16 protein-coding genes are annotated in these 20528 nt (G+C 74.7%); 1 reads left to right on the top strand and 15 read right to left on the bottom strand.

Annotated features, from left to right (window positions below):
• Positions 1-118 precede the first annotated feature (118 nt).
• The 6 genes from ribH to fmt form a co-directional block, all read right to left on the bottom strand.
• Positions 119-634 carry a 6,7-dimethyl-8-ribityllumazine synthase gene (gene ribH / locus ACOJUF_RS23930; protein ID WP_420124312.1) on the bottom strand — a complete coding sequence of 172 codons (516 nt, stop codon included), beginning with the start codon at positions 632-634 and terminating at the stop codon, positions 119-121.
• Between the two features lie 19 nt (positions 635-653).
• A complete protein-coding gene (locus ACOJUF_RS23935; RefSeq protein ID WP_420124313.1) occupies positions 654-2150 on the bottom strand; it encodes a bifunctional 3,4-dihydroxy-2-butanone-4-phosphate synthase/GTP cyclohydrolase II in 1497 nt (498 codons plus the stop codon).
• The gene (locus ACOJUF_RS23940; protein ID WP_420124314.1) at positions 2147-2806 is read right to left on the bottom strand and encodes a riboflavin synthase; all 660 of its coding nucleotides are present in this window, start codon (positions 2804-2806) and stop codon (positions 2147-2149) included. The genes ACOJUF_RS23935 and ACOJUF_RS23940 overlap by 4 nt, the downstream gene beginning before the upstream one ends.
• A 99-nt stretch (positions 2807-2905) precedes the next feature.
• Complete coding sequence (gene rpe / locus ACOJUF_RS23945; RefSeq protein WP_420124323.1) at positions 2906-3565, bottom strand: ribulose-phosphate 3-epimerase; 660 nt, start codon at positions 3563-3565, stop codon at positions 2906-2908.
• A gap of 846 nt (positions 3566-4411) precedes the next feature.
• Positions 4412-6298: a transcription antitermination factor NusB gene (locus ACOJUF_RS23950; RefSeq protein ID WP_420124315.1), complete on the bottom strand. Its 1887-nt coding sequence runs from the start codon at positions 6296-6298 to the stop codon at positions 4412-4414.
• A gap of 220 nt (positions 6299-6518) precedes the next feature.
• Positions 6519-7442, bottom strand: coding sequence for a methionyl-tRNA formyltransferase (fmt, locus tag ACOJUF_RS23955; RefSeq protein ID WP_420124324.1), 924 nt, complete (start codon positions 7440-7442; stop codon positions 6519-6521).
• 307 nt (positions 7443-7749) lie between these two features.
• On the opposite strand from fmt, the gene ACOJUF_RS23960 reads away from it, so the two are divergent.
• Entirely contained in the window at positions 7750-8412 is a 663-nt protein-coding gene (locus tag ACOJUF_RS23960) for a GNAT family N-acetyltransferase (RefSeq protein WP_420124316.1), read from the top strand.
• A 775-nt stretch (positions 8413-9187) separates the two neighbouring features.
• Here the strand turns inward: ACOJUF_RS23960 and ACOJUF_RS23965 are convergent.
• The 9 genes from ACOJUF_RS23965 to ACOJUF_RS24005 all read right to left on the bottom strand — a co-directional run bounded on the left by ACOJUF_RS23965 (position 9188) and on the right by ACOJUF_RS24005 (position 20508).
• Positions 9188-11554 carry a primosomal protein N' gene (locus tag ACOJUF_RS23965; RefSeq protein ID WP_420124317.1) on the bottom strand — a complete coding sequence of 789 codons (2367 nt, stop codon included), beginning with the start codon at positions 11552-11554 and terminating at the stop codon, positions 9188-9190.
• Between the two features lie 406 nt (positions 11555-11960).
• Positions 11961-13154, bottom strand: coding sequence for a methionine adenosyltransferase (gene metK, locus ACOJUF_RS23970; RefSeq protein WP_420124318.1), 1194 nt, complete (start codon positions 13152-13154; stop codon positions 11961-11963).
• Positions 13155-13249: 95 nt separating this feature from the next.
• Positions 13250-14521 (bottom strand): bifunctional phosphopantothenoylcysteine decarboxylase/phosphopantothenate--cysteine ligase CoaBC, encoded by a 1272-nt coding sequence (coaBC, locus tag ACOJUF_RS23975; protein ID WP_420124325.1) that lies wholly within the window; start codon positions 14519-14521, stop codon positions 13250-13252.
• Positions 14522-14553: 32 nt separating this feature from the next.
• Entirely contained in the window at positions 14554-14847 is a 294-nt protein-coding gene (gene rpoZ, locus ACOJUF_RS23980) for a DNA-directed RNA polymerase subunit omega (RefSeq protein WP_420124319.1), read from the bottom strand.
• 83 nt (positions 14848-14930) lie between these two features.
• Positions 14931-15539: a guanylate kinase gene (gene gmk / locus ACOJUF_RS23985; protein ID WP_420124326.1), complete on the bottom strand. Its 609-nt coding sequence runs from the start codon at positions 15537-15539 to the stop codon at positions 14931-14933.
• Between the two features lie 65 nt (positions 15540-15604).
• Positions 15605-15919, bottom strand: coding sequence for an integration host factor, actinobacterial type (gene mihF / locus ACOJUF_RS23990; protein ID WP_420124320.1), 315 nt, complete (start codon positions 15917-15919; stop codon positions 15605-15607).
• 168 nt (positions 15920-16087) lie between these two features.
• A complete protein-coding gene (locus ACOJUF_RS23995; RefSeq protein ID WP_420124321.1) occupies positions 16088-17722 on the bottom strand; it encodes an amino acid permease in 1635 nt (544 codons plus the stop codon).
• A 201-nt stretch (positions 17723-17923) separates the two neighbouring features.
• A complete protein-coding gene (gene manA, locus ACOJUF_RS24000) occupies positions 17924-19189 on the bottom strand; it encodes a mannose-6-phosphate isomerase, class I (RefSeq protein WP_420124327.1) in 1266 nt (421 codons plus the stop codon).
• The gene (locus tag ACOJUF_RS24005; RefSeq protein ID WP_420124322.1) at positions 19189-20508 is read right to left on the bottom strand and encodes a hypothetical protein; all 1320 of its coding nucleotides are present in this window, start codon (positions 20506-20508) and stop codon (positions 19189-19191) included. Before ACOJUF_RS24005 ends, manA begins: the two co-directional genes overlap by 1 nt.
• Positions 20509-20528 lie beyond the last annotated feature (20 nt).

Below are 20528 nucleotides of genomic sequence, written 5' to 3' on the forward strand. Positions count from 1 at the left end.
GCGGCGATCGCGGCCAGGATGGTGATCTTGCGCGGCCGGACCTGCAACAACACGGGTGCGGATCGGTCCGGGGCGGGCGGGTCCAGCGGATCGCCCGGCGGCCCGCCGGCCGGGCCGGTCATGCCCGCCCGGCGGCCGGGGCGAAGCCCATCCGTCCACCGGCCCCGCGCAGGCCGCGCAGCACCAGGGCGGTGGCCAGGGCCGCGGACATCGACTCGGCGCCCTTGTCCTCCGACGCACCGGGACCGCCGGCCCGGTCGACCGCCTGCTTGTGGGTGTTGCAGGTGAGCACCCCGTTGCCGACCGGCACCCCGGAGTCGAGGGCGACCCGGGTCAGCCCGGCGGTCACCGAGTCGCAGACGTAGTCGAAGTGCGGGGTGCTGCCGCGGATGACCACCCCCAGCGCGCACACCGCGTCGTGATTGGTGGCCAGAGCCTGTGCCACCACCGGGATCTCGATGGCCCCGGGGACCCGCACCACGGTCGGCGTCGTCGCGCCGGCCTGGGTGGCCAGCCAGACCGCCCGCTCCAGCAGGGTGTCCGTGATGTCCCCGTGCCACGTCGTCGCCACGATGCCGACCCGCAGTCCCGCCGCGTCGGGAATCTCCAGCTCCGGCCGCCCGTCACCGCTCATTTGACCGTCCCTCGTCCTCTCATGCGTGGCCCTCGCCGTACAGCACGTCCAACCCGTCGAGCTCGTGACCCATCCGGTCCCGCTTGGTCGTCAGGTAGCGCAGGTTCTCCGGGTTGGCGTGCACCGGCAACCCGACGCGGCCGACGACGGAGAGCCCGTAGCCCTCCAGCCCGGCCCGCTTGGCCGGATTGTTGGTCAGCAGCCGCATCGAACGGATGCCCAGGTCGGCCAGCACCTGCGCGCCGGTGCCGTACTCGCGGGCGTCCGCCGGCAGGCCCAGCTGCAGGTTCGCATCGACCGTGTCGGCGCCGGCGTCCTGCAGCTCGTAGGCCCGCAGCTTGCCCAGCAGGCCGATGCCCCGGCCCTCGTGGCCCCGGATGTACAGCACGACCCCCCGCCCCTCGGCGGCGACCGCGTCCAGCGCGGCGTGCAGCTGGGGGCCGCAGTCGCACCGCAGCGAGCCGAGGACGTCGCCGGTCAGGCACTCGGAGTGCACCCGGACCAGGACGTCCTCCCCGTCGCCGATGTCGCCCATGACCAGCGCGACGAGCTCGCGGCCGGTCACCGTGCTCTGGTAGCCGACGGCCCGGAACACCCCCTGCGGCAACGGCAGCCGCGCGTCGGCGACCTTGCGGATCTGCACCTCCTGCCGGCGGCGGTAGGCGATGAGGTCGGCGATGGAGATGAGCGCGAGCCGGTGCCGCCGCGCGAACACCTTCAGGTCCGGCAGCCGGGCCATGGAACCGTCGTCGCGGACGATCTCGCAGAGCGCGCCGGCCGGCTGCAGCCCGGCCAGCCGGGCCAGGTCGACGGCCGCCTCGGTGTGACCGGGCCGGACGAGCACCCCGCCGTCGCGGGCCCGCAGGGGGAAGACGTGGCCGGGCCGCGACAGGTCCTCGTCGGTGGCCGCCGGGTCGGCCAGCAGCCGCACCGTGCGGGTCCGCTCGGCGGCCGAGATCCCGGTGCTCACGCCCTCCCGGGCGTCGACGCTGACGGTGAACGCGGTCGACTTGCGGTCCTGGTTGCGGTGGTACATCGGCGGCAGGTCGAGCCGGTCACAGGCCTCGCCGGTGAGCCCGACGCAGATCACACCCGAGGAATAGCGGATCGTGAAGGCGGTCAACTCGGTCGTGGCCAGCTCGGCCGCGTAGATCAGGTCGCCCTCGTTCTCCCGGTCCTCGTCGTCGACCACGACGACGGCCCGCCCGGCGGCGATCTCGGCGATGGCGAACTCGATGGTGTCGAAACCGGTCTCGGTCTTGGGCCGGTTCGGGTCCCAGTCCCGGGGCGGGGTCGGATCGATGTCGCCGGACGGGATGCCGGCGTAGCCGACGAGCCGGTCGTCATCGAGATCCCGGCCGGCCTCCGCGGGGTCGCCCGCGACCCGGGCCGACCGGATCCGGCGGGCGGCCTCCGCGGCGTCCCGGGCGTCGCCGACATGGATCCCGGCGTAGCCGACCTCGACCGGCACCTGCGCCCGTTCCCCGGCCTCGGGCCCGCCGCTGGACGTGGTCATGCCGTCTCCCGCTTCCTCGTCCCGGCCGTGAGCAGCCGTTCGGCGTACTTGGCCATCACGTCGACCTCGAGGTTCACCACGGTGCCGGCCCTGGCCGCACCGAGCGTGGTGGCCGTCCGGGTCTCCGGGATGATGCCGATCCCGAACTCGGCACCCTCGTCGCTGCTGCCGCCGTCCAGGTCGACGACGTCGATGACGGTCAGCGAGATGCCGTCGACGGCCACCGAGCCCTTGGCCGCCAGGTACCGGCCCAGCTCGGCGGAGGTGCGGATGCGGATCTCGTCGTAGGCGGGATGTTCGGTCCGCCGCACCACGGTGCCGGTGCCGTCGACGTGACCCTGGACGATGTGCCCGCCGAGCCGGGTCGTTGGGGTGACCGACCGCTCCAGGTTGACCTCGTCGCCGGCGGCGAGCGCCCCGACGGTGGTCCGGCGCAGCGTCTCGGCCATGACGTCGACGGTGAAGGTGTCGCCGTCGCGCTCGACCACGGTCAGGCAGACCCCGGACACCGCGATCGAGTCGCCGTGCCCGACGTCGGACGTGACCTTCGGCCCGTGCACGGTCAGCCGGGCCGAGCCCGGTGCGGTGCCGGCGTCGGATCCGTCCAGGTGCACGTCGACGATCCGACCGCGCTCCTCGACAATGCCGGTGAACATCCGGGGCTCTCCTCGTTCCGTCGCGTGCGGGGCATCCCCGGCGGCCACTGTGCCGCCGGTGCCGTGTCCATAGTTCCACCACCGGTGGAACCGCTCGTCCTACCGGGTGGCGGCCGCCCGCTGCGCGGCGGCCCGCAGGCGCGCCACGGCCAGGGCCGGATCGGCCGCCGAGTAGACCGCCGACCCGGCGACGAAGCAGTCCGCCCCGGCCTCGGCCGCGATCTCGATCGTGTCCGGGCCGATCCCGCCGTCCACCTCGACGACCACCGACAGCTCACCGGCGTCGACGAGCCGGCGGGCGGTGCGCACCTTGCCCATCATGTCGGCCATGAAGGACTGGCCGCCGAACCCGGGCTCGACGGTCATCACCAGCAGCGTGTCGAAGTGCTTGAGCACGTCGACCCAGTCCTCGATCGGCGTCCCGGGCTTGAGGCTCAGACCCGCCCGGGCCCCGGCGTCGCGGATGGCGGCCGCCGTGCGCACGGGATCGGCCACCGCCTCGGCGTGCACGGTGACGTTGGCGGCTCCGGCCTCGGCGTAGCCGATCGCCCACCGGTCCGGGTTCTCGATCATCAGGTGGCAGTCCAGCGGCAGGTCGGTGACCCGGCGGATGGACTCGACGACCGGAAGGCCGAGGGTCAGGTTCGGGACGAAATGGTTGTCCATGACGTCCACGTGCAGCCAGTCGGCACCGGCGACGGCGGCGATCTCGTCGGCCAGGTGCGCGAAATCGGCGTTCAGGATGCTCGGCGCGATCAAGACGGTCACAGCGCAGGAGCCTATCGAGGTCGGGGAGGGCTCACGGACCACCGACCCATCGGCCCATCGGTCCCGAAAGGGCTACCCGTTTCACTCGTTCGGACCAACCAATTCCATGATCCACTTCACACTTCCGTGATCGGAAGCGGCCTGCGTCCGGCCTGATCCGACTGCTCGCCGCCGGTCCCGGCGCCTCAACACCCGTTGTGACCTGGGATGATGGCGCGCGCCGCGGCGGGTTGCGCGACCACCGGAACGACCTTGTTCACAGCCGTTCACGCATTTCCGGATCGACCCGTTTGGCACAATGGGTTCCGGTGATGCCGCACGAGGCGTCACCGGTTCGTGGGGCCCCGCAACGATGCCGGAACCCCGGTCGGGAGGACCCGGCCGGCGTTCGATCGGTCCGGAACCAGAGTGCAACCACAACCGGAAGGAATCAGCATGAACACCCAGGAGATCAACCCCCGTGAGCTCGGCAAGCCGTACCGGCTCGCCGCCCTCGTCGGTCTGGCCGCCATGGCCCTGACCGCGGTGATCAGCCTCTTCGGCTGATCGGATCCCGGGCCGACCCGGCCCGGACCTGCATAGCGGTATCGAGCGTGCCCGTGACCCGGCGTGGGTCGCGGGCACGCTTCGTCTCCCGGTCCGATCCGCCCCGGCCGTCGGGCGGGTCCGGCATGGACCTCGGCGGTTCGGTCGTCGTCGACCGCCTCAGCATCGCGCGGCACCGCCGCCTTGTGGCGCTCGTCGTTCCACTCACCGGTACGGCATCGTGAGCACCGCCACAGGCCCGGGCGCGCCACCACCGGCCCGTGGGCGCCGGATCAGCCCGGGCGCGTCCGGTCAGCCCGTCCGTCGGAGCAGGGCCAGGAACATCCCGTCGGTCCCCTGGCGGTGCGGCCACAGCTGCACGGTCGGGCCGGGACCGAGGTCGGGTACGCCCGGCAGGAACGGTCGGGCGTCGACGAGCTCCAGGCCGGCGGGCGCCCGGCCGATCACGCCGAGGGTCTCCGCCAGGTGGGGCGAGCAGGTGACATAGCCGATCACCCCGCCCACCCGGACGTGGTCAGCGGCCGCCCGCAGCAGTTCCTGCTGCAGCTCGACCAGATCGGCGACGTCGCTCGGCCGGCGCCGCCAGCGCGCCTCCGGCCGCCGGCGCAACGCGCCCAGGCCGGTGCACGGGGCGTCCAGCAGCACCCGGTCGAACGCGCCGGCCGGCAGGCCGGAGGCGCGGCCGTCCGCGGTGTGCACGGTGACCGGCAGGCCCTCGGTCGTGCGCCGCACCAGGTCGGCCCGGTGCGGGGACTGCTCGACCGCGTCCAGCCGGGCGCCCCGGGCCGCGGCGAGCGCGCCGAGCAGCCCGGCCTTGCCGCCGGGCCCCGCGGTCAGATCCAGCCACCGCTCGTCCGGCCCCGCCAGATCGGCGGTCGCCAGCGCGACCGCGACCAGCTGCGAACCCTCGTCCTGGACCGCCGCCCGCCCGTCGGCCACGGCCGCGATCGCACCCGGGTCGCCGCCGGTCAGGTAGACGCCGTACGGCGAGTACCGCGCGGCGACACCGCCGGACTGCTCGACCAGCTCGTCCCGCCCGATCCGGCCGGGCCGGGCCACCAGGTGCACCGCGGGAGGCGCGTCGTCGGCCCGCAGCGCGGCGACCAGCTCGTCCTCGGGACCTGCGGCCGGCCGGCCACCGTCCTCCGGCTGCGGTCGGTGCTCCGCGGGCGGCCCGTTCTCCGCCGCCGGCTCGGTCCGGGCATCCGGCCCGGCCGGGCGGTGCGCGGGCTTGTCGCTGGTGCCTTCGTCGGTGCGTTCACCGGTGTGCTCGCCGGTCGGCTGCGGGTCGCCGGCGGCAGGCGGCCCCGGTTCGGTACCCGGGTCCGGAGCGGTCGCGTCCATCGCGGGGTCCGACGGGTCGGCATGCGAGGGGCCGGCGGCGGACGGGCCGGCGGCGGACCCGGCGGCGGCGGACCCGGCGGCGTCGGATGACCGCGGATCGTCCGCCGTGTCCTTGCTGGCCGGCGGCACGATGGCCGGATCCGCGCTCGTCGGCGGCTCGTCCGCAGCACCGGCCGTGGGGGCGTCCGGAATGTCGGCCGGGGCGTCGGCCGCGGTGTCGGCCGCGGTGTCGGCCGCGCTGACGACCGGAGGGTCGTCCGGAGTGTCGGCCGGGGCATCGGCCGCGCCGACGACCGAGGGGTCGACCGAAGGGTCGGCCGGGGTGTCGGCCGCCAGCCGGTCCCGGTAGGCGGCGACGATCCAGCGGGGGTGGGCCGTGGCCATGGCCAGCCGGCCCAGCGGGTCGCTGCTCACCGGGGGGGCGATGCGGTCGATCCAGGTGTCCAGATCCGCCTCGGCGACCCGGCGCAGCACGGCGTTGACGTACCCGGCGGCCCCCGGCCGTTCCCCGGCCCGGACCAGCTCGACCACCGAGGACACGGCCGCGTGCGGCGGGATGCGGGTGTGCAGCAGCTGGTAGGCGCCCAGCCGCAGCGCGTCGATGACGACCCCGTCCAGATCCTCGAACGCCCGGTCTCCACAGGTGCCGATGATCGCGTCCAGCTGACCGAGCGCCCGGCAGGTCCCGTAGGTCAGCTCGGTGGCCAGGGCGGCGTCCCGGCCGTACAGCCCGCGCTCGCGCAGGATCGGCGGCAGCGCCAGGTTGGCGTAGGCGCCGCGGGACCGGACCGCGCCGAGCACGTCGAGCGCGGCCTCCCGGGCCGGGTCGACCACCGGCGGCCGGCGCGTCGGCGGGCGCCGGGGCGGGCCGGATGGCCGGGAGCCACCACCCCGGCCGGGTTTGAACGGGCGGCCGCCGGCAGGGCGTCGCGGTCGGGGGTTGTTCATGCCGGCACCGTCCCGGTCTCGCCGGTCGGCCCGGCGGTCGTCGTCGTGATCATGATTCTGTCGGCCCGGCGTCGGTGGTGCGCCCGGCACCCGCGTCGGGGGCCGTTCACGCCAGTACCGTTCCGGGTTCCGGACGGGCCCCGCGAGCCCAGTCGGCCGCGTCCATCGGCTTGCGGCCCGGCGCGGTGACCCGGCTGAGCCGGACCGCCTCGGTCGCCGTGCCCACCAGCACGTCCCGCTTGCCGGCCCGCAGCTCCCCCGGCGCCAGGTCGCTCGGGCCGGCCGGCCGGACCGGTCCGAGGACGAGCCGCCCCCACGGGGACCCGGTCCACGCGCCGGGGTCCGGGGTCAGCGCACGGATCGTCCGGTCGAGAGCGGCCGCGGGCAGGGACCAGTCGATCCGGGCATCGTCGACCGTGACCTTGCCGGCGTAGGAGACGCCGTCGGCCGGTTGCGGCCGGGCCTCGACCGTGCCGTCGGCGATCCCGTCGAGGGTGGCCACCAGCAGCCGGGACCCGGCGCCGGCGAGCCGGTCGAGCAGGTCGCCGGCGGTGTCGTCGGGCCGGATCCGTTCGGTGATCAGTCCGTAGACCGGCCCGGTGTCCATGCCGGCCTCGAGCCGGAAGGTAGTCGCGCCGGTGATGTCGTCGCCCGCCCGGATCGCCGCCTGGACCGGCGCGGCGCCGCGCCAGGCCGGGAGCAGGCTGAAGTGCAGGTTGACCCAGCCGTGAGGCGGGATGTCCAGGACGGCCTGCGGCAGCAGCGCGCCGTAGGCGACGACGGCCGCGGCGTCCGGCGCGAGCTCGCGGAGCCGGGCGGCGAACTCCGGGTCCCTGGCCGAACGCGGGGTGAGCACCGGGAGGCCCGCCTCGGCGGCCAGCGCGCCGACCGGGGACGGCTGCAGCGCGCGACCCCGGCCGCGCGGCGCCGGCGGCCGGGTCACGACGGCGAGCACCTCGTGCCGGGACTCCAGCAGGGCGGACAGCGAGGGCACCGCGGGATCCGGGGTGCCGGCGTAGACGATGCGCAGCTGCGTGCCTTCCTACCGGGCCGATCCTGACGGCGGGCCGGCCCCGGGCCGTGCCGGGGTCGATCGGAGTGCGGGATGATCTGCCGTGGTCGTCCGCGGCCCGACAAGTCTACGGACGGCCTGTCGGCCCGGGAACCGAGCAGCGGGAGTGGGCCAGGCCGGGCGGTTGGATCAGCCAGGCCGGGCGGCGGCGTGAGCCGGGCGGCGGCGTCGGCCAGGCCGGGTAGCGGCGTCGGCCAGGCCGAGCAGCGGCGTGGGCCGGGACGGACAGCGGCGTGGGCCGGGCCGGGCGGAGAAGGGTGAGGCGATGGTGGCGGTCGTACCGGACGGCCGGTGGCTGGTCGGCGACGTCGTGCGGCTGGATGCCGGACGGCCCGGGGACGCCGCCGGGCTGTTCGCCGCGCTGGACGACCCGCGGGTGTACGCCGGCGGCTTCGGCGGCGGACCGCTGGGCCGGCCGAAGGATCTGCTCGCCTTCGGCCGCTGGTGGTCGGCGGCCCTGGCCGATCCCCGGCGGTCCGCGGTGTACGTGGTCCGGCTGGTCGCCGACGGGCCCCTCGGAGCGGCCGGGACCATCGTGGGCACCTCGTCGCTGGGTGACGCCTCGCCGGCGGACGAACGGGTGCACCTGGGCTGGACGGCCTACGCGCCCGCCGTGTGGGGTTCGGCGGTCAACCCCGAATGCAAGCTGCTGCTGCTGGCCCACGCCTTCGACGACTGCCGGTTCGGCCGGGTCAAGATCCAGACCGACGTGCTCAACACGCGCTCGCAGGCGGCGATCGCCCGGCTGGGGGCGGTCCGGGAGGGTGTGCTGCGCCGCCACCAGGCGCGGGCCGACTTCACCTTCCGGGACACCGTCGTGTTCTCGATCCTGCGCGACGAGTGGCCGGCCGTCCGGGCCGAGTTGCGGAACCGCCTGGGACGGAACGAGGGTCACGACCTTCCGCAGCAGTCCGGAAGCCCCGGGTGACCGGCCGGTCCACGGTGCCCAGCAGTGGATGCCCGGCTCGAGGGAAGACCAGCACTCGCTGAGCGGGTACGCGCCTTCACTCGACCCGGGACCCCCGGACGAAGGCCCACCGAACCCCGCCCCGGCCCCAGCGAAGACCAGCACTCGCTGAGCGGGTACGCGCCTGCACTCGACCCGCGACCCCACGGACGAAGGCCCACCGAAACCGGCCCCCCGGCCCCAGCGAAGACCAGTACTCGCACAGCGGGCACGCGCCTTCACTCGACCCGCGACCACCAAGGATCAACGCCCGACCGAACCCCGCCCCCGGCCCGAGCGAAGACCAGCACCCGCTGAGCGAGTACGCCCCTTCACTCGGCCCGCGACCCCACGGACGAAGGCCCACCGAACCCCGCCCCCGGCCCGAGCGAAGACCAGCACTCGCTGAGCGGGCAGGGGCCTTCACTCGACCAACGACCCCACGGGATGAAGGTCCACCCGTGCCCGGGGACCCAACCGAACGAAGACCAGCACCCGCGCAGCGGGCACGCGCCTTCACTCGACCGACGACCCCACGGGATGAAGGCCCACCCGTGCCCGGGGACCTAGCCGAACGAAGACCGGCACCCGCTCACCGGGCACGAACCTTCACTCGACCAGGCCTGCCGGAGATCAAGGCCGGAGCGACGACCCGCTCGCGCTCGCGGTGGTCGAGCGCAGGAGGCCACCATCGAGCACGGGACGGGTGTCCTGGAGGCAAGCCGGCGAGGGGGGAGCCGGATCGGTCAGCAGACCGTTAGATCAGCTCGGCCGGGTCCAGGGTGATGCGCAGACCGCCGCCGAGCTTGCGGGCGGACCGGCCGGCGGCCAGGGCCTGCAGCGAGGCGCAGAGGGCCTTGCGGTGAGCCAGCGGCACCCGAACCAGGGTGCGCAGCCGCGTGCCGGCCGGGAGTCCGGGATCCAGGCCGAGCAACAGGTCCCCGCTGGCGTCCGCCCCGCCGTCGTCCAGATCGGCCTCGGGGCGGTCGGCGTCCTCCAGCGGAACCGGCCCGAGGACCTCGGCGTCCGGCGGGAGCTGGAGCCGGTCCAGCGCGTCCATCGTGGCGCTCTGGGTCCCGTCGATGGCAGCCATCGCGACCGCCGGTGGGAAGCCCAGTTCCCGGCGGGCGGACAGCTCGGTCTCGGCGTGCCCGGCCGGATCCCACCGGATGAGCGCCTGGACGGTCGGCAGGGCGGACTCGACCGCGACCACCACCTGGCCACCCTCCCGGTGCGGGCGGACCAGGGCGGCCGCACCCATCCAGCGGCGCAGCGTCTCCTCGGCCGCCCGTAGGTCCGGCCGGCCGAGCAGCAGCCGGCCGTCGAGCAACAGGGCGGCGCCGTAGCCGGTGGGCGCGACCGGCTCCGACCCCGGGGTGGCCACCACGATGGCCGGCGCGTCGGGCACGTCGGCGCGGCCGGCGGCCCCGGACGAGGTCAGGATCGGTGTCCCGGGGAATGCTCGCCCGATCTCCTCGGCCGTCCGGCCGGCACCGACCGCGGTCGCCCGCACCCGGGATCCGCCGCAGGCCCCGCATCGGAAGTGAGCCTCGTTCGTGCCGCACCACCGGCACTGCAGCAGGCCGGCAGATTCGCCCAGGCGCAACGGGCCACGGCAGCGCCGGCACCGGGCCGGGCGGCGGCAGTGCTCGCAGGCGACCCCCGGGACGTACCCGGCCCGGGGCACCTGGACCAGCACCGGCGCGCCGCGGCCCAGGGCCGACCGGGCGGCGTCGAAGGCGGCCGGTGGGATGCGCGCGTGCGCGGCGGCCGACGCGGCCCCGGTGACGTGCTCGGACCCCGACGCGCGGATCCATGGGCTGCGCGCCCGGACCTGCGCCCGGTGCGGCACCAGCGCCTGGGCCCATCCGCTGTCCAGCAGCAGTTGGCCCTCCGCGGTCCGGGCGAAGCCGCCGATCAGCATCGGACAGGACCGCGCCACCGAGCGCAGCATCAGCACCTCGCGGGCGTGCGGATAGGGCGCGCGGGGTTCGGCCAGCAGGTCGTCACCGTCGTCGAAGACGGCCACCAGCCCGAGGTCGGCCACCGGCGCGAAGGCCGCCGCCCGCGTGCCGGCGACGACGGTGCGCTCCCCCCGGCGCACGGCCAGGAAGCGGCGGTACCGCTCGGCCGGGCCGAGGTCGGCGGCGAGGGTGACGTGCACGTCCGGCCCGAGGACGGTGGTGAGTGCGGCATCGAGCCGGGCGAGATCGGTGGCGTCCGGAACGATGAGCAGCGCGCCGCGGCCGGCCGACCGGGCCGCCCCGGCCGCCTCGGCCAGGCGAGCCGGCCAGTCCTCACCGGGGAGCGCCTGCCAGACCGCGCGAGCCGGCCGGCCCTGCCGGATCGCGCGGAAGAAGGCGGCGCCGGCCGGGTAGTCCTGTGCCCACCGGCCGGGGGCGGGCGGATCCCCGTCGGCCGGTACCGGCCGGTCGGGGATCTGGTCGGCGAACGGTCCGGGCCCGGCCGACCCGCGCGATGACTCGGCGGGCGACATCGAACCGGGGACGGCCGGCCCGGCCTGCGTCGAGTCCGACGATGAGCCGCCCGGCGCCGACGAACCGGTCGTGCGCGGCTTCGCGGAGCCGTCGACGACGGTCCCGGGCGGCGGTACGGCACCGGGCGTCGACTCCGGCTCGACCGGTACCGGAGGGTTCGGGTCGGGCGGCCCCGGTGCCTTCGGGTGCGGCCGGCCGGGGCTCGGTTGCTTCTCGGACCGCGCGTGTCGGGGCGGCACCGCCAACCGCACCACGTCGGCGACCGTTCCTGCATACCGGTCGGCGACGGCGCGGGCCAGGTCGACGACCTCGGTGGTCAGCACCGGTTCGGGCGAGATCACCCGTTCGACGAACCCGAGCTGACCGGTGTGATCGGACTCGGCCACCCGGGCCAGCAGGAAACCGCCGACCTGCCGCCCGGCGAAGCGCACCTTGACCCGGACGCCCGGCTGCGCGGCGGCGTCGTCCCGGGCATCGACCAGGTAGTCGAACGGCCGATCCAGATGGGCCAGCGGAACCTCCACCAGCACCCGGGCCACCGGCAGCGCCGCGGCCGGCGTCCGGACGCCCGCCGTCGGGCGGGACCGAGGGCCGGCCGCCGGACGGCGGGTGGGTGGGGCGGTCACCCGTCATGCATATCAAGCCCGGCCGACACCTAGCCGCGGCCGGCGTCCGGACCGCCGGACGGCCGGACCGCCGGACCACCGGACCGCCGGACCGCCGGCGACCACGCAGTCTCGCGCCCCGGTCGCCGGGATCGGCGCCCAGGTACCCCAGCGCGGACGAACTCGTCGACTCGCGACCCGTCCGTCACAAACCTGACCAGTTGATCCGCGCCGCGCTTGTTGATCCGCGCGGGACCGGCGCCGCCCAGCCATCCCCGGCGCGGACGAACACGTCGACCCGCGACCCGAGACCCGAGACCCGAGACCCGCGACCCGCGGCCCGCGACCCGGCACCCGAGACCCGTCCGTCACAAACACGGCCAGTGATCCGCGCCGCGTTGGAGGAGCCGGACTGTTCGGCGGACCCCTAGATGCCCAGGGCGGACTTCAGGTCGGCGGCGCGCTCGGTGCTCTCCCAGGGCAGGTCGACGTCGGTGCGGCCGAAGTGGCCGTAGGCGGCGGTCTGCGCGTAGATCGGGCGCTTGAGGTCGAGGTCGCGGATGATCGCGGCCGGCCGCAGGTCGAACACCTGCTTGATCGCCTCGGCGATCTTGTCCGGATCGACCTGCTCGGTGCCGAAGGTCTCGACGAACAGGCCGACCGGGGACGCCTTGCCGATGGCGTAGGCGACCTGGACCTCGATCCGGTCGGCCAGCCCTGCGGCCACCACGTTCTTGGCCACCCACCGCATCGCGTAGGCCGCGGACCGATCCACCTTCGACGGGTCCTTGCCGGAGAACGCCCCGCCGCCGTGCCGGGCCATGCCGCCGTAGGTGTCGACGATGATCTTGCGGCCGGTCAGCCCGGCGTCGCCCATGGGGCCGCCGATGACGAACCGTCCGGTCGGGTTGACCAGCAGGCGGTAACCGGTGGTGTCGATCTCCAGCGCGGCCAGCTCGGGCTCGACGACCTGCTCGCGCACGTCGACGGCCAGCAGCTGCTCCAGGTCGATGTTCTCGGCGTGCTGGGTCGAGACCACGACGGTGTCCAGCCGCACGGCCTTGTCCCCGACGTACTCGATGGTGACCTGGGTCTTGCCGTCGGGCCGCAGGTAGGGCACCGCGCCGGACTTGCGGACGCCGGTCAGCCCGCGGGAGAGCCGGTGGGCCAGCGCGATCGGCAGCGGCATCAGCTCGGGGGTGTCGGTGCAGGCGTATCCGAACATCAGACCCTGGTCGCCGGCGCCCTGCTGCTCGAGCAGGTCGACGGTGCCGTCCACCCGCGACTCGTACGCGGTGTCGACACCCTGGGCGATGTCCGGCGACTGGGCGCCGATCGCGACGTTCACGCCGCAGGACGCGCCGTCGAAGCCCTTGGCCGAGGAGTCGTAGCCGATGGTCAGCACGGTGTCCCGGACGATGGCCGGGATGTCGGCGTACGCGCTGGTCGTCACCTCACCGGCGACGTGCACCTGCCCGGTGGTCACCATCGTCTCCACGGCGACCCGGCTGGCCGGGTCCTGCCGCAGAAGCTCGTCGAGGATCGAATCGCTGATCGCGTCGCAGATCTTGTCCGGGTGCCCCTCGGTGACGGATTCCGAGGTGAACAGGCGGGAGGTCACGGCTGTTTGCTCCTAGTTGCGGGTGAGAGGGATTGGTGCAGGTCGGCCGGGGCGCGATTGCGCCGAACCCTACGCGCTGCGCGGGTCCGAACCGGTCATTTCGGGGGTTCGCGGCCGGGCAGGCGCCGGGCGAGCTCGTCGCACACGGCGGCCGCCAGGACCGTCTTGGGACCCAGCGGGATCTCCACCGGGGGCGAGGAGTCGGCGGCCAGGATGACGCCGGCGTTGTCGGCCACCTCGAACGCGCGGCCCTCGTCGACCCGGTTGACCACGAGCAGGTCGCAGCCCTTGCGGGCCAGCTTCTGCCTCCCGTAGTCGAGCGGGGTTGCCGTGTCGTCGCCGGTCTCGGCGGCGAAGCCGACGACCACCCGGGCCCGGTCCGGCCCGGGCCGGCTCAGCGTGGCCAGGATGTCCGGGTTCTCGACGAGCTCGATCGCCGGCGGCGCCTGCCCCGGCCGTTTCTTGATCTTGGCCGCCCCCGCCCGCACGGGCCGGAAGTCGGCCACCGCGGCGGCCATGACGACGGCGTCGGCGCCGGCGGCGTGCTCGGTCATCGCCGCGGCCAGCTCCCGCGCGTCGCCGACCTCGACCCGGGTGACACCCGGCGGGGGGTCGAGCGTGACATTGGCCGAGACGAGGGTCACCTGCGCGCCGCGGGCGGCCGCGACCAGGGCCAGCGCGTACCCCTGCCGGCCGGACGAGCGGTTGCCCAGGAACCGGACCGGGTCGAGAGGCTCGCGGGTGCCGCCGGCGGACACCACCACCCGGCGGCCGGCCAGATCCCGGAGCAGGGCGGCGGGATCGCGCAGCAGCAGGGCGGCGACGGCGTGGATGTGGTCGACCTCGGGCAGCCGGCCGGGGCCGGTGTCGGCGCCGGTCAATCGGCCGGTCGCCGGGTCCAGGACGGTCACGCCCCGCGCGCGCAGCGTGGCGACGTTGGCCACGGTGGCGGGGTGGGTCCACATCTCGGTGTGCATCGCGGGGGCCATCAGCACGGGCGCGCGGGTGACCAGCAACGTCGCGGTGAGCAGGTCGTCGGCCCGCCCGGCGGCGGCCCGGGCCAGCAGATCGGCGGTGGCCGGGGCGATGACCACCAGGTCGGCCCGCTGCCCGGTCATCACATGCTTGACGTCGGGGACGTCGGTGAAGACGTCGGTCGAGACGGGCCGGCCGGACAGTGCCTCCCAGGTGGCCGCCCCGACGAAGCCGAGGGCGGCCGCGGTGGGCACCACGGTGACCGCGGCCCCGCTCTCGGTGAACGCGCGGACGAGACCGCCGACCTTGTACGCCGCGATGCCGCCACCGACCCCCACGACGACGCGGGGTCGGGCGGAAGGCGCGAGGACGGACCCGGACGACGCCGACAACTCCGTCACCGATTCCCGGCCGATCGGCGTGATCAGGCCGATTCGCCCTCGGTGTGGGTCAGCAGACCGGCGTTGATCTCGCGCAGCGCGATCGACAGCGGCTTCTCCTTGGGCAGCGGCTCGACCAGCGGGCCGACGTACTCCAGCAGCCCCTCGCCCAGCTGGGCGTAGTAGTCGTTGATCTGCCGCGCGCGCTTGGCCGCGTAGATGGACAGGCCGTACTTGGAGCTGGTGCGGGTCAGCAGCTCGTCGATCGGCGGGTAGGTGATGCCCTGGGCGGCGATGGACGCCGCGGTGGGCGCGCCGGTATCGGCTGAAGAACTCATCTGCGGTGCTCCTGTTTGTCGTGAAGACTCCTGGCCGGAGCCGGGAGTGCACTCGCCGCGACCCTCGTCGGCCGCGCCCGAACTCAGGGCACGCGCGAGCCGGGCCGGGACCCGGTCATCAACTGTACCAAGCCGGCGGCCGCCGCTCCGACGTTCGTGTTCACCACCGTGTGGTCGAACTCGGTCTCGGCCGCCAGCTCGTCCCGGGCCGCGGCCAACCGGGCCTCGATGGTGGCCGGGTCCTCGGTCCCCCGGCCGACCAGCCGGCGGATCAGTTCGTCCACCGACGGCGGGGCGAGGAAGATCAGCACGGCCTCCGGGCCGAGACCCGGCGCCGCCCGGACCTGGCGGGCACCCTGGACCTCGATCTCGAGCAGCACGTCCTCGCCCGCGGCCAGCCGGTCCTCGACCGGGTCCCGCGGGGTGCCGTACCAGTTGCCGGCGAAGTGCGCGTGCTCCAGCAGGCGACCGGCCTCGATGAGCTCGCGGAACCGCTCCTGGCTGACGAAGTGGTAGTTCACCCCGTCCGTCTCACCCGGGCGCATCGTCCGGGTGGTCGCCGAGACCGAATACCACAGGCCGGGCAGCAGCTCCCGGACCCGTTGGAGCACGGTGCTCTTGCCGACCCCGGACGGCCCGGACAGCACGAAGAGCCGCCCCCGGCCCGCACTTCGGCCCGCAATCCGGCCCACGGCCCGATCCGCGGTGCTGCTCACGGTGTCGGGAGCGTCCCCGTTCACGGGGCCGCCGGCCGGGGTCAGTAGCCGAACTCGTTGAGCAGGGCCTGGCGCTGGCGCTCGCCCAGCCCCCGGACCCGGCGGCTCTGGGCGATGTCGAACTGCTCCATCAGCTGGGCGGCGCGGACCTTGCCCACCCCGGGCAGGGACTCCAGCAGCGCGGACACCTTCAGCTTGGCCAGCGCCTCGTCGGTCTCGGCGTCGATCAGCACCTGCTTGAGGGTGGTCCCGCCCCGCTTGAGGCGCTCCTTGAGCTCGGCCCGGGCGCGGCGGGCGGCCGCCGCCTTCTCCAGGGCCGCGGCGCGCTGCTCGTCGGTCAGTTGCGGAAGAGCCACGTCGGCCTCACTTCTTTCCTGTCACATGTCCGTGCTCACGAATCACCGCGGTCCTGCGGCCCCCGGACACCGGCGTGGGCGCCCGCTCCGGGCCGCCCCGTCCGTTCGGTCCCCTGCGAACCTACCCAGGCCCGGCCGGGGCGGCAAACACCCCCGGCCGGTGCGCCGTCATCGGCCGCCCGATTGGTCGGTGCCGGATCCGTCCTGTTCAGGCCGGGGCCCGGCGCCCCGCCCTCGATCGACCCAGCCCGATTCCTCCTCGGCCCGCCAGGTCGAACGCAGCTCCTCCTCGGCGAACCCGAGGCTGCCGTCCGCCCGCCGGCCGACGAGCGAGTGCCGCTTGCCGTAGGCGAAGTAGACCAGCACCCCCAGGGCCATCCAGATCAGGAACCGGATCCAGGTGATCGCGGTCAGGTTGATCATCAGCCAGAGGCAGGCGAGCACCGAGAGAACGGGCAACAGTGGCACCAGAGGCACCTTGAACGACCGCTCCAGGTCCGGGCGGGTGCGGCGGAGCACCACGACGCCGATCGAGACCAGGATGAAGGCGAACAGCGTGCCGACGTTGACCATCTCCTCCAGCACACCGATCTCGGAGAACCCGGCGATCACCGCGACGACGGCGCCGACCCCGACGGTGATCCGGGACGGCGTCCCGGACTTCTCGTCGACCGTCCCGATCGCCCGCGGCAGCAGGCCGTCGCGGCTCATCGCGAAGATGATCCGGCTCTGCCCCAGCAGCAGCACCAGCACGACGGTGGTCAACCCGGCCAGCGCGCCGATGGCGATCACGTTGGCCGCCCAGGTCACCCCGACCGCGGAGAAGGCGCTGGCCAGGGTGGCCGCGTTGCCGTCGTGGGTGCCGTCGGGCAGCACCGGCCCGAGCTGGTCGTAGGGCACCATGCCGGTCAGCACGAGCGAGACCAGCACGTAGAGCACGGTGACGAGGGCCAGCGAGCCCAGGATGCCGCGCGGCAGGTCCTTGCGCGGGTTGCGGGTCTCCTCGGCCGCGGTCGCCACGATGTCGAAGCCGATGAAGGCGAAGAACACCAGCGAGGCCGCGGCCAGCACCCCGAACCAGCCGAACGAGGACGGGGCGCTGCCGACGATCAGCTGCAGCAGCGGCTGTTCCAACCCGGTCTTGCCGCCCTCCGCCGCCGGCTGGGACGGTGGGACGAAGGGCGAGAGGTTGCTCGCCTTGAAGTAGAAGAATCCGACCACGATCACCAGCAGCACCACGAACACCTTGATCGCGGTGATGATCATGTTGGCCCGGGCCGAGAGCTTGGCCCCCTGGATCAGCACCAGGGTGATCAGCGCGACGATCACCACGGCGCCCCAGTCGAAGTCGACCGGCCCGAGGTCGATCGAGGTCTGCAGCGAGCCGCCGAACTGGGTGAACAGGTTGCCCAGGTACAGCGACCAGCCCTTGGCCACCACGGAGGCGCCCAGGGCCAGTTCGAGCACCAGGTCCCAGCCGATGATCCAGGCGATCAGCTCGCCCAGCGTTGCGTAGGAGAAGGTGTACGCCGACCCGGCCACCGGGACCGTCGAGGCGAACTCGGCGTAACACATGGCGGCCAGGCCGCAGGCGACGGCGGCGAGCACGAACGACAGCGAGACCGCCGGACCGGCGGTGGTCGCGGCGACCCGCGCCGTCAGCGTGAAGATGCCGGCCCCGATGACGACGGCGACCCCGAAGATCGTCAGGTCCCAGGCCGACAGGCTCCGCTTGAGCTTGTGCCCGGGTTCGTCGGTGTCCTTGATCGACTGCTCGACCGACTTGGTGCGCCAGACCGACACGATGGTCCCTCTCCCCTGTCACTGCGCGGACCCGCCGACCGTAACGGTCACCCGACGGTCACGCAGCGAAACTCCGCGACCCCCATCGAGTTGCCGGTTTTCGCCCTTCTTGATCGCTCTAGGAGGGCCGAAACCGGCAACTGGACGCACGTGATCACGGGTGACGCACCCGGACCCGCCGACCGGGACGGGGCCCCGGCGTCAGCTCAGGCCGTCGGTCGCCCGGAACGCCGTGCCGGACCCGCCGACCCGGACCGGGCCCTCGTGCGCGCCGATCCACACCGACCGCCCGCGCGGCACGCTCACCGTGCGTCCCTGCCCGTCGGTCACCTCGATCGTCCCGTCGACGACCAGCAACACCTGCGGGCCGGCGTGGGTGATCTCCAGCCGGTCCGGCCCCGGTTCGATCCGGGACAGCCGGAACTCGGGCGCCGGCGTGCGGTAGACCCACTCCCCGGGGGCCCCGGGGTCGCCGTGCAGGATCGGCTGGTCGCCGGGACTGAAGTCCAGCACCTTCATCAACTCGCCGACGTCGACGTGCTTGGGCGTCAGGCCGCCCCGCAGCACGTTGTCCGAGTTGGCCATGATCTCGATACCGACCCCGGCCAGGTAGGCGTGCAGGTTGCCGCCCGGCAGGTAGAGCGCCTGGCCGGGCTGCAGGGTGATCCGGTTCAGCAGCAGCGAGGCGAGCACGCCCGGGTCACCCGGGTACCGCTCACCCAGGGCCAGCGCGGTGCGGTACTCGGCGGCGAACTCGTCGCTGAATTGCGCGCCGCGCTGCACCCGCCGCACGCAGGCCGCCAGCACATCGGCCAGCAGCGGGCCGAGGGTGGACGGCGGGATCGTGATCAGCGAGGAGAACAGCGCCCGGGTGCCGTGCTCGTCGGGCTGGCCGGACAGCAGGCCCAGGTAGTGGTCCAGCGCGGGCACCTCGAGCGCGGCCAGCAGGTGCACCGTCCGCGACGGCTCGCGGAACCCGCACAGCGCCTCGAACTCGGTGAGCGCGCAGATCAGCTCCGGCTTGTGCCAGCGGTCCCGGTAGTTGCGCTGCGGCGAGCTGAGCGGGATGCCTGCGGCCTCCTCCAGCGCGAACCCGCGCTCGGCCTGGGCCGACGACGGATGGGCCTGCAGCGACAGCGGCTCGGCGGCCGCCAGCACCTTGAGCAGGAACGGCAGCCGGGCGCCGAACCGCCGGTGGACCGGCTCGCCCATCGTGCCGACCGGGTCCGCGGCGATCACCTCGACCAGGGGGCGGCCGCCGTCGTCGCCGCGCCCGCTCCGGCTCCGGCTGCCGCCCGCATCGGGCCCGGCCGCCGGGGTGTCGGGGTCGAGCAGCACCGACGAATCCGCCGGGTGGGCCCCGATCCACAGTTCGGCCTGCGGGTGCGGGGCCGGGCTGGGTTCGCCGAGCAACTCGGCGATCGCCGTTCGCGACCCCCACGCGTACGGCCGGACCCGGTTGCGCATCAACTCCACGAACCGGACTCCCTCTCGTTCCACGGCCCCCGGCCGGCCGCCCCGCGACCCGGGTCGCGGCCGCGGCCCGGCAGATGCAGTGCGGCGCCGCCCGGCCGGCCCAGCCCGTCCGGGCTGTCCAGCGGGGCCCGCGCCCCGGACCGCAGCCCCAGGTAGACGGCGGCGAAGTCGACCCGGGCCATCATCGCCAGGGTCCAGCTGAAGGCGTCCCGCACCGGCACCGGCGCGTCCGGGTCGGTCGGGCCGTCGTCGCGGGTCGGCAACTCCTCCGGCCCGATGGTCAGCGACCGCGGCAACGCCGTCTGCAGCGCGGCGGCCAGCGGCGACCGCGGGGCCGCCGGCCGGACCGGATCGACCGGCTCGGCCCCGAACGCCGGCAGCGACTCCAGGGGCAGCAGGCCGGCCCCGGACGGGACCGTCCCCGCCGGCCCCCCCTGCGCCGTCGGGCCGACGACCAGGACGCTGCTCACCGTCTGCCCGGGCTCCTCGTCGCCGTCGCCGTCGAGGTAGGGGTCGTAGAACGTGCCGGCCGGCCCGTCGGTGCGGGCGGCGCTGGCCAGCACCGGCGGCGAACCGGCCGCCTGGTAGGACAGCAGCGCGGCCGCGGCGGTCCCGCTCAGCGTGGCCAGGGCGCGGCACGTGTAACCGGCCAGCGCGTCGGCCACCGGGTCGGTCCCCACGATCAGCGGCGTGCCGGCCGACAGATGCTCGGCCAGCGTGAGCGCAGGATTGACGAAGAACTCCGACGACGGGTGGCAGGCCACGGCCAGCGCGTCGAGCTGGTCGGCCGCCGCCAGGAAGTCCGGGCGGCGGCCGAAGCCGGCCGCCGCCGCCACCCCGGCCAGCACGACCAGCCGGGCCGGACCGGCCAACGCCTCGGTCACCGGGACCGGCGGCTCCAGCAGGTCGGCACCGGCCGCCGCCTCCGCCACCGGGCCGTGCCCGGCCGCCCGCACGATCACCCGGGCCCCGCGACGCACGGCCAGCGCGGCCGCCTCCGCGGCGGCGATGTCGTCCACCAGCGAGGCCAGCACCACCACGATGTCCAGCGGCCCGACCCACAGCGGCAGGGCGGTACCCGCGACCACGGGGGCCGGCGCATCGCCGACCAGCGCGGTCAGCAACGCCGTGTCGACCGCCGCGTTCGCCCCGACCACGACCAGCGCGCGCGGCCGGCCGAAGTCGGCGAAGCCGCTCACCTGCTCGGCGGTGGCCCGCACCTGGGCCCCGGCCAGCGCGACCGACGGCAGCAGCATCGCCCGATCGGCGGCGGCCAGCCCGGCGGCATCGTGCAGGTCCACGGAGCTCATGACGCCGACCTTCCGGGGCA

The sequence above is a fragment of the Nakamurella sp. genome, assembly GCF_048594475.1.
Taxonomy (GTDB): Bacteria; Actinomycetota; Actinomycetes; order Mycobacteriales; family Nakamurellaceae; genus Nakamurella.

Coding starts and splice junctions, on each gene's coding strand:
- rpoZ (WP_420124319.1), bottom strand. CDS start 14,847: ATGAGTTCTTCAGCCGATACCGGCGCGCCCACCGCGGCGTCCATCGCC.
- manA (WP_420124327.1), bottom strand. CDS start 19,189: ATGCGCAACCGGGTCCGGCCGTACGCGTGGGGGTCGCGAACGGCGATC.
- ACOJUF_RS23940 (WP_420124314.1), bottom strand. CDS start 2,806: ATGTTCACCGGCATTGTCGAGGAGCGCGGTCGGATCGTCGACGTGCAC.
- ACOJUF_RS23935 (WP_420124313.1), bottom strand. CDS start 2,150: ATGACCACGTCCAGCGGCGGGCCCGAGGCCGGGGAACGGGCGCAGGTG.
- ACOJUF_RS23960 (WP_420124316.1), top strand. CDS start 7,750: ATGGTGGCGGTCGTACCGGACGGCCGGTGGCTGGTCGGCGACGTCGTG.
- ribH (WP_420124312.1), bottom strand. CDS start 634: ATGAGCGGTGACGGGCGGCCGGAGCTGGAGATTCCCGACGCGGCGGGA.
- ACOJUF_RS24005 (WP_420124322.1), bottom strand. CDS start 20,508: ATGAGCTCCGTGGACCTGCACGATGCCGCCGGGCTGGCCGCCGCCGAT.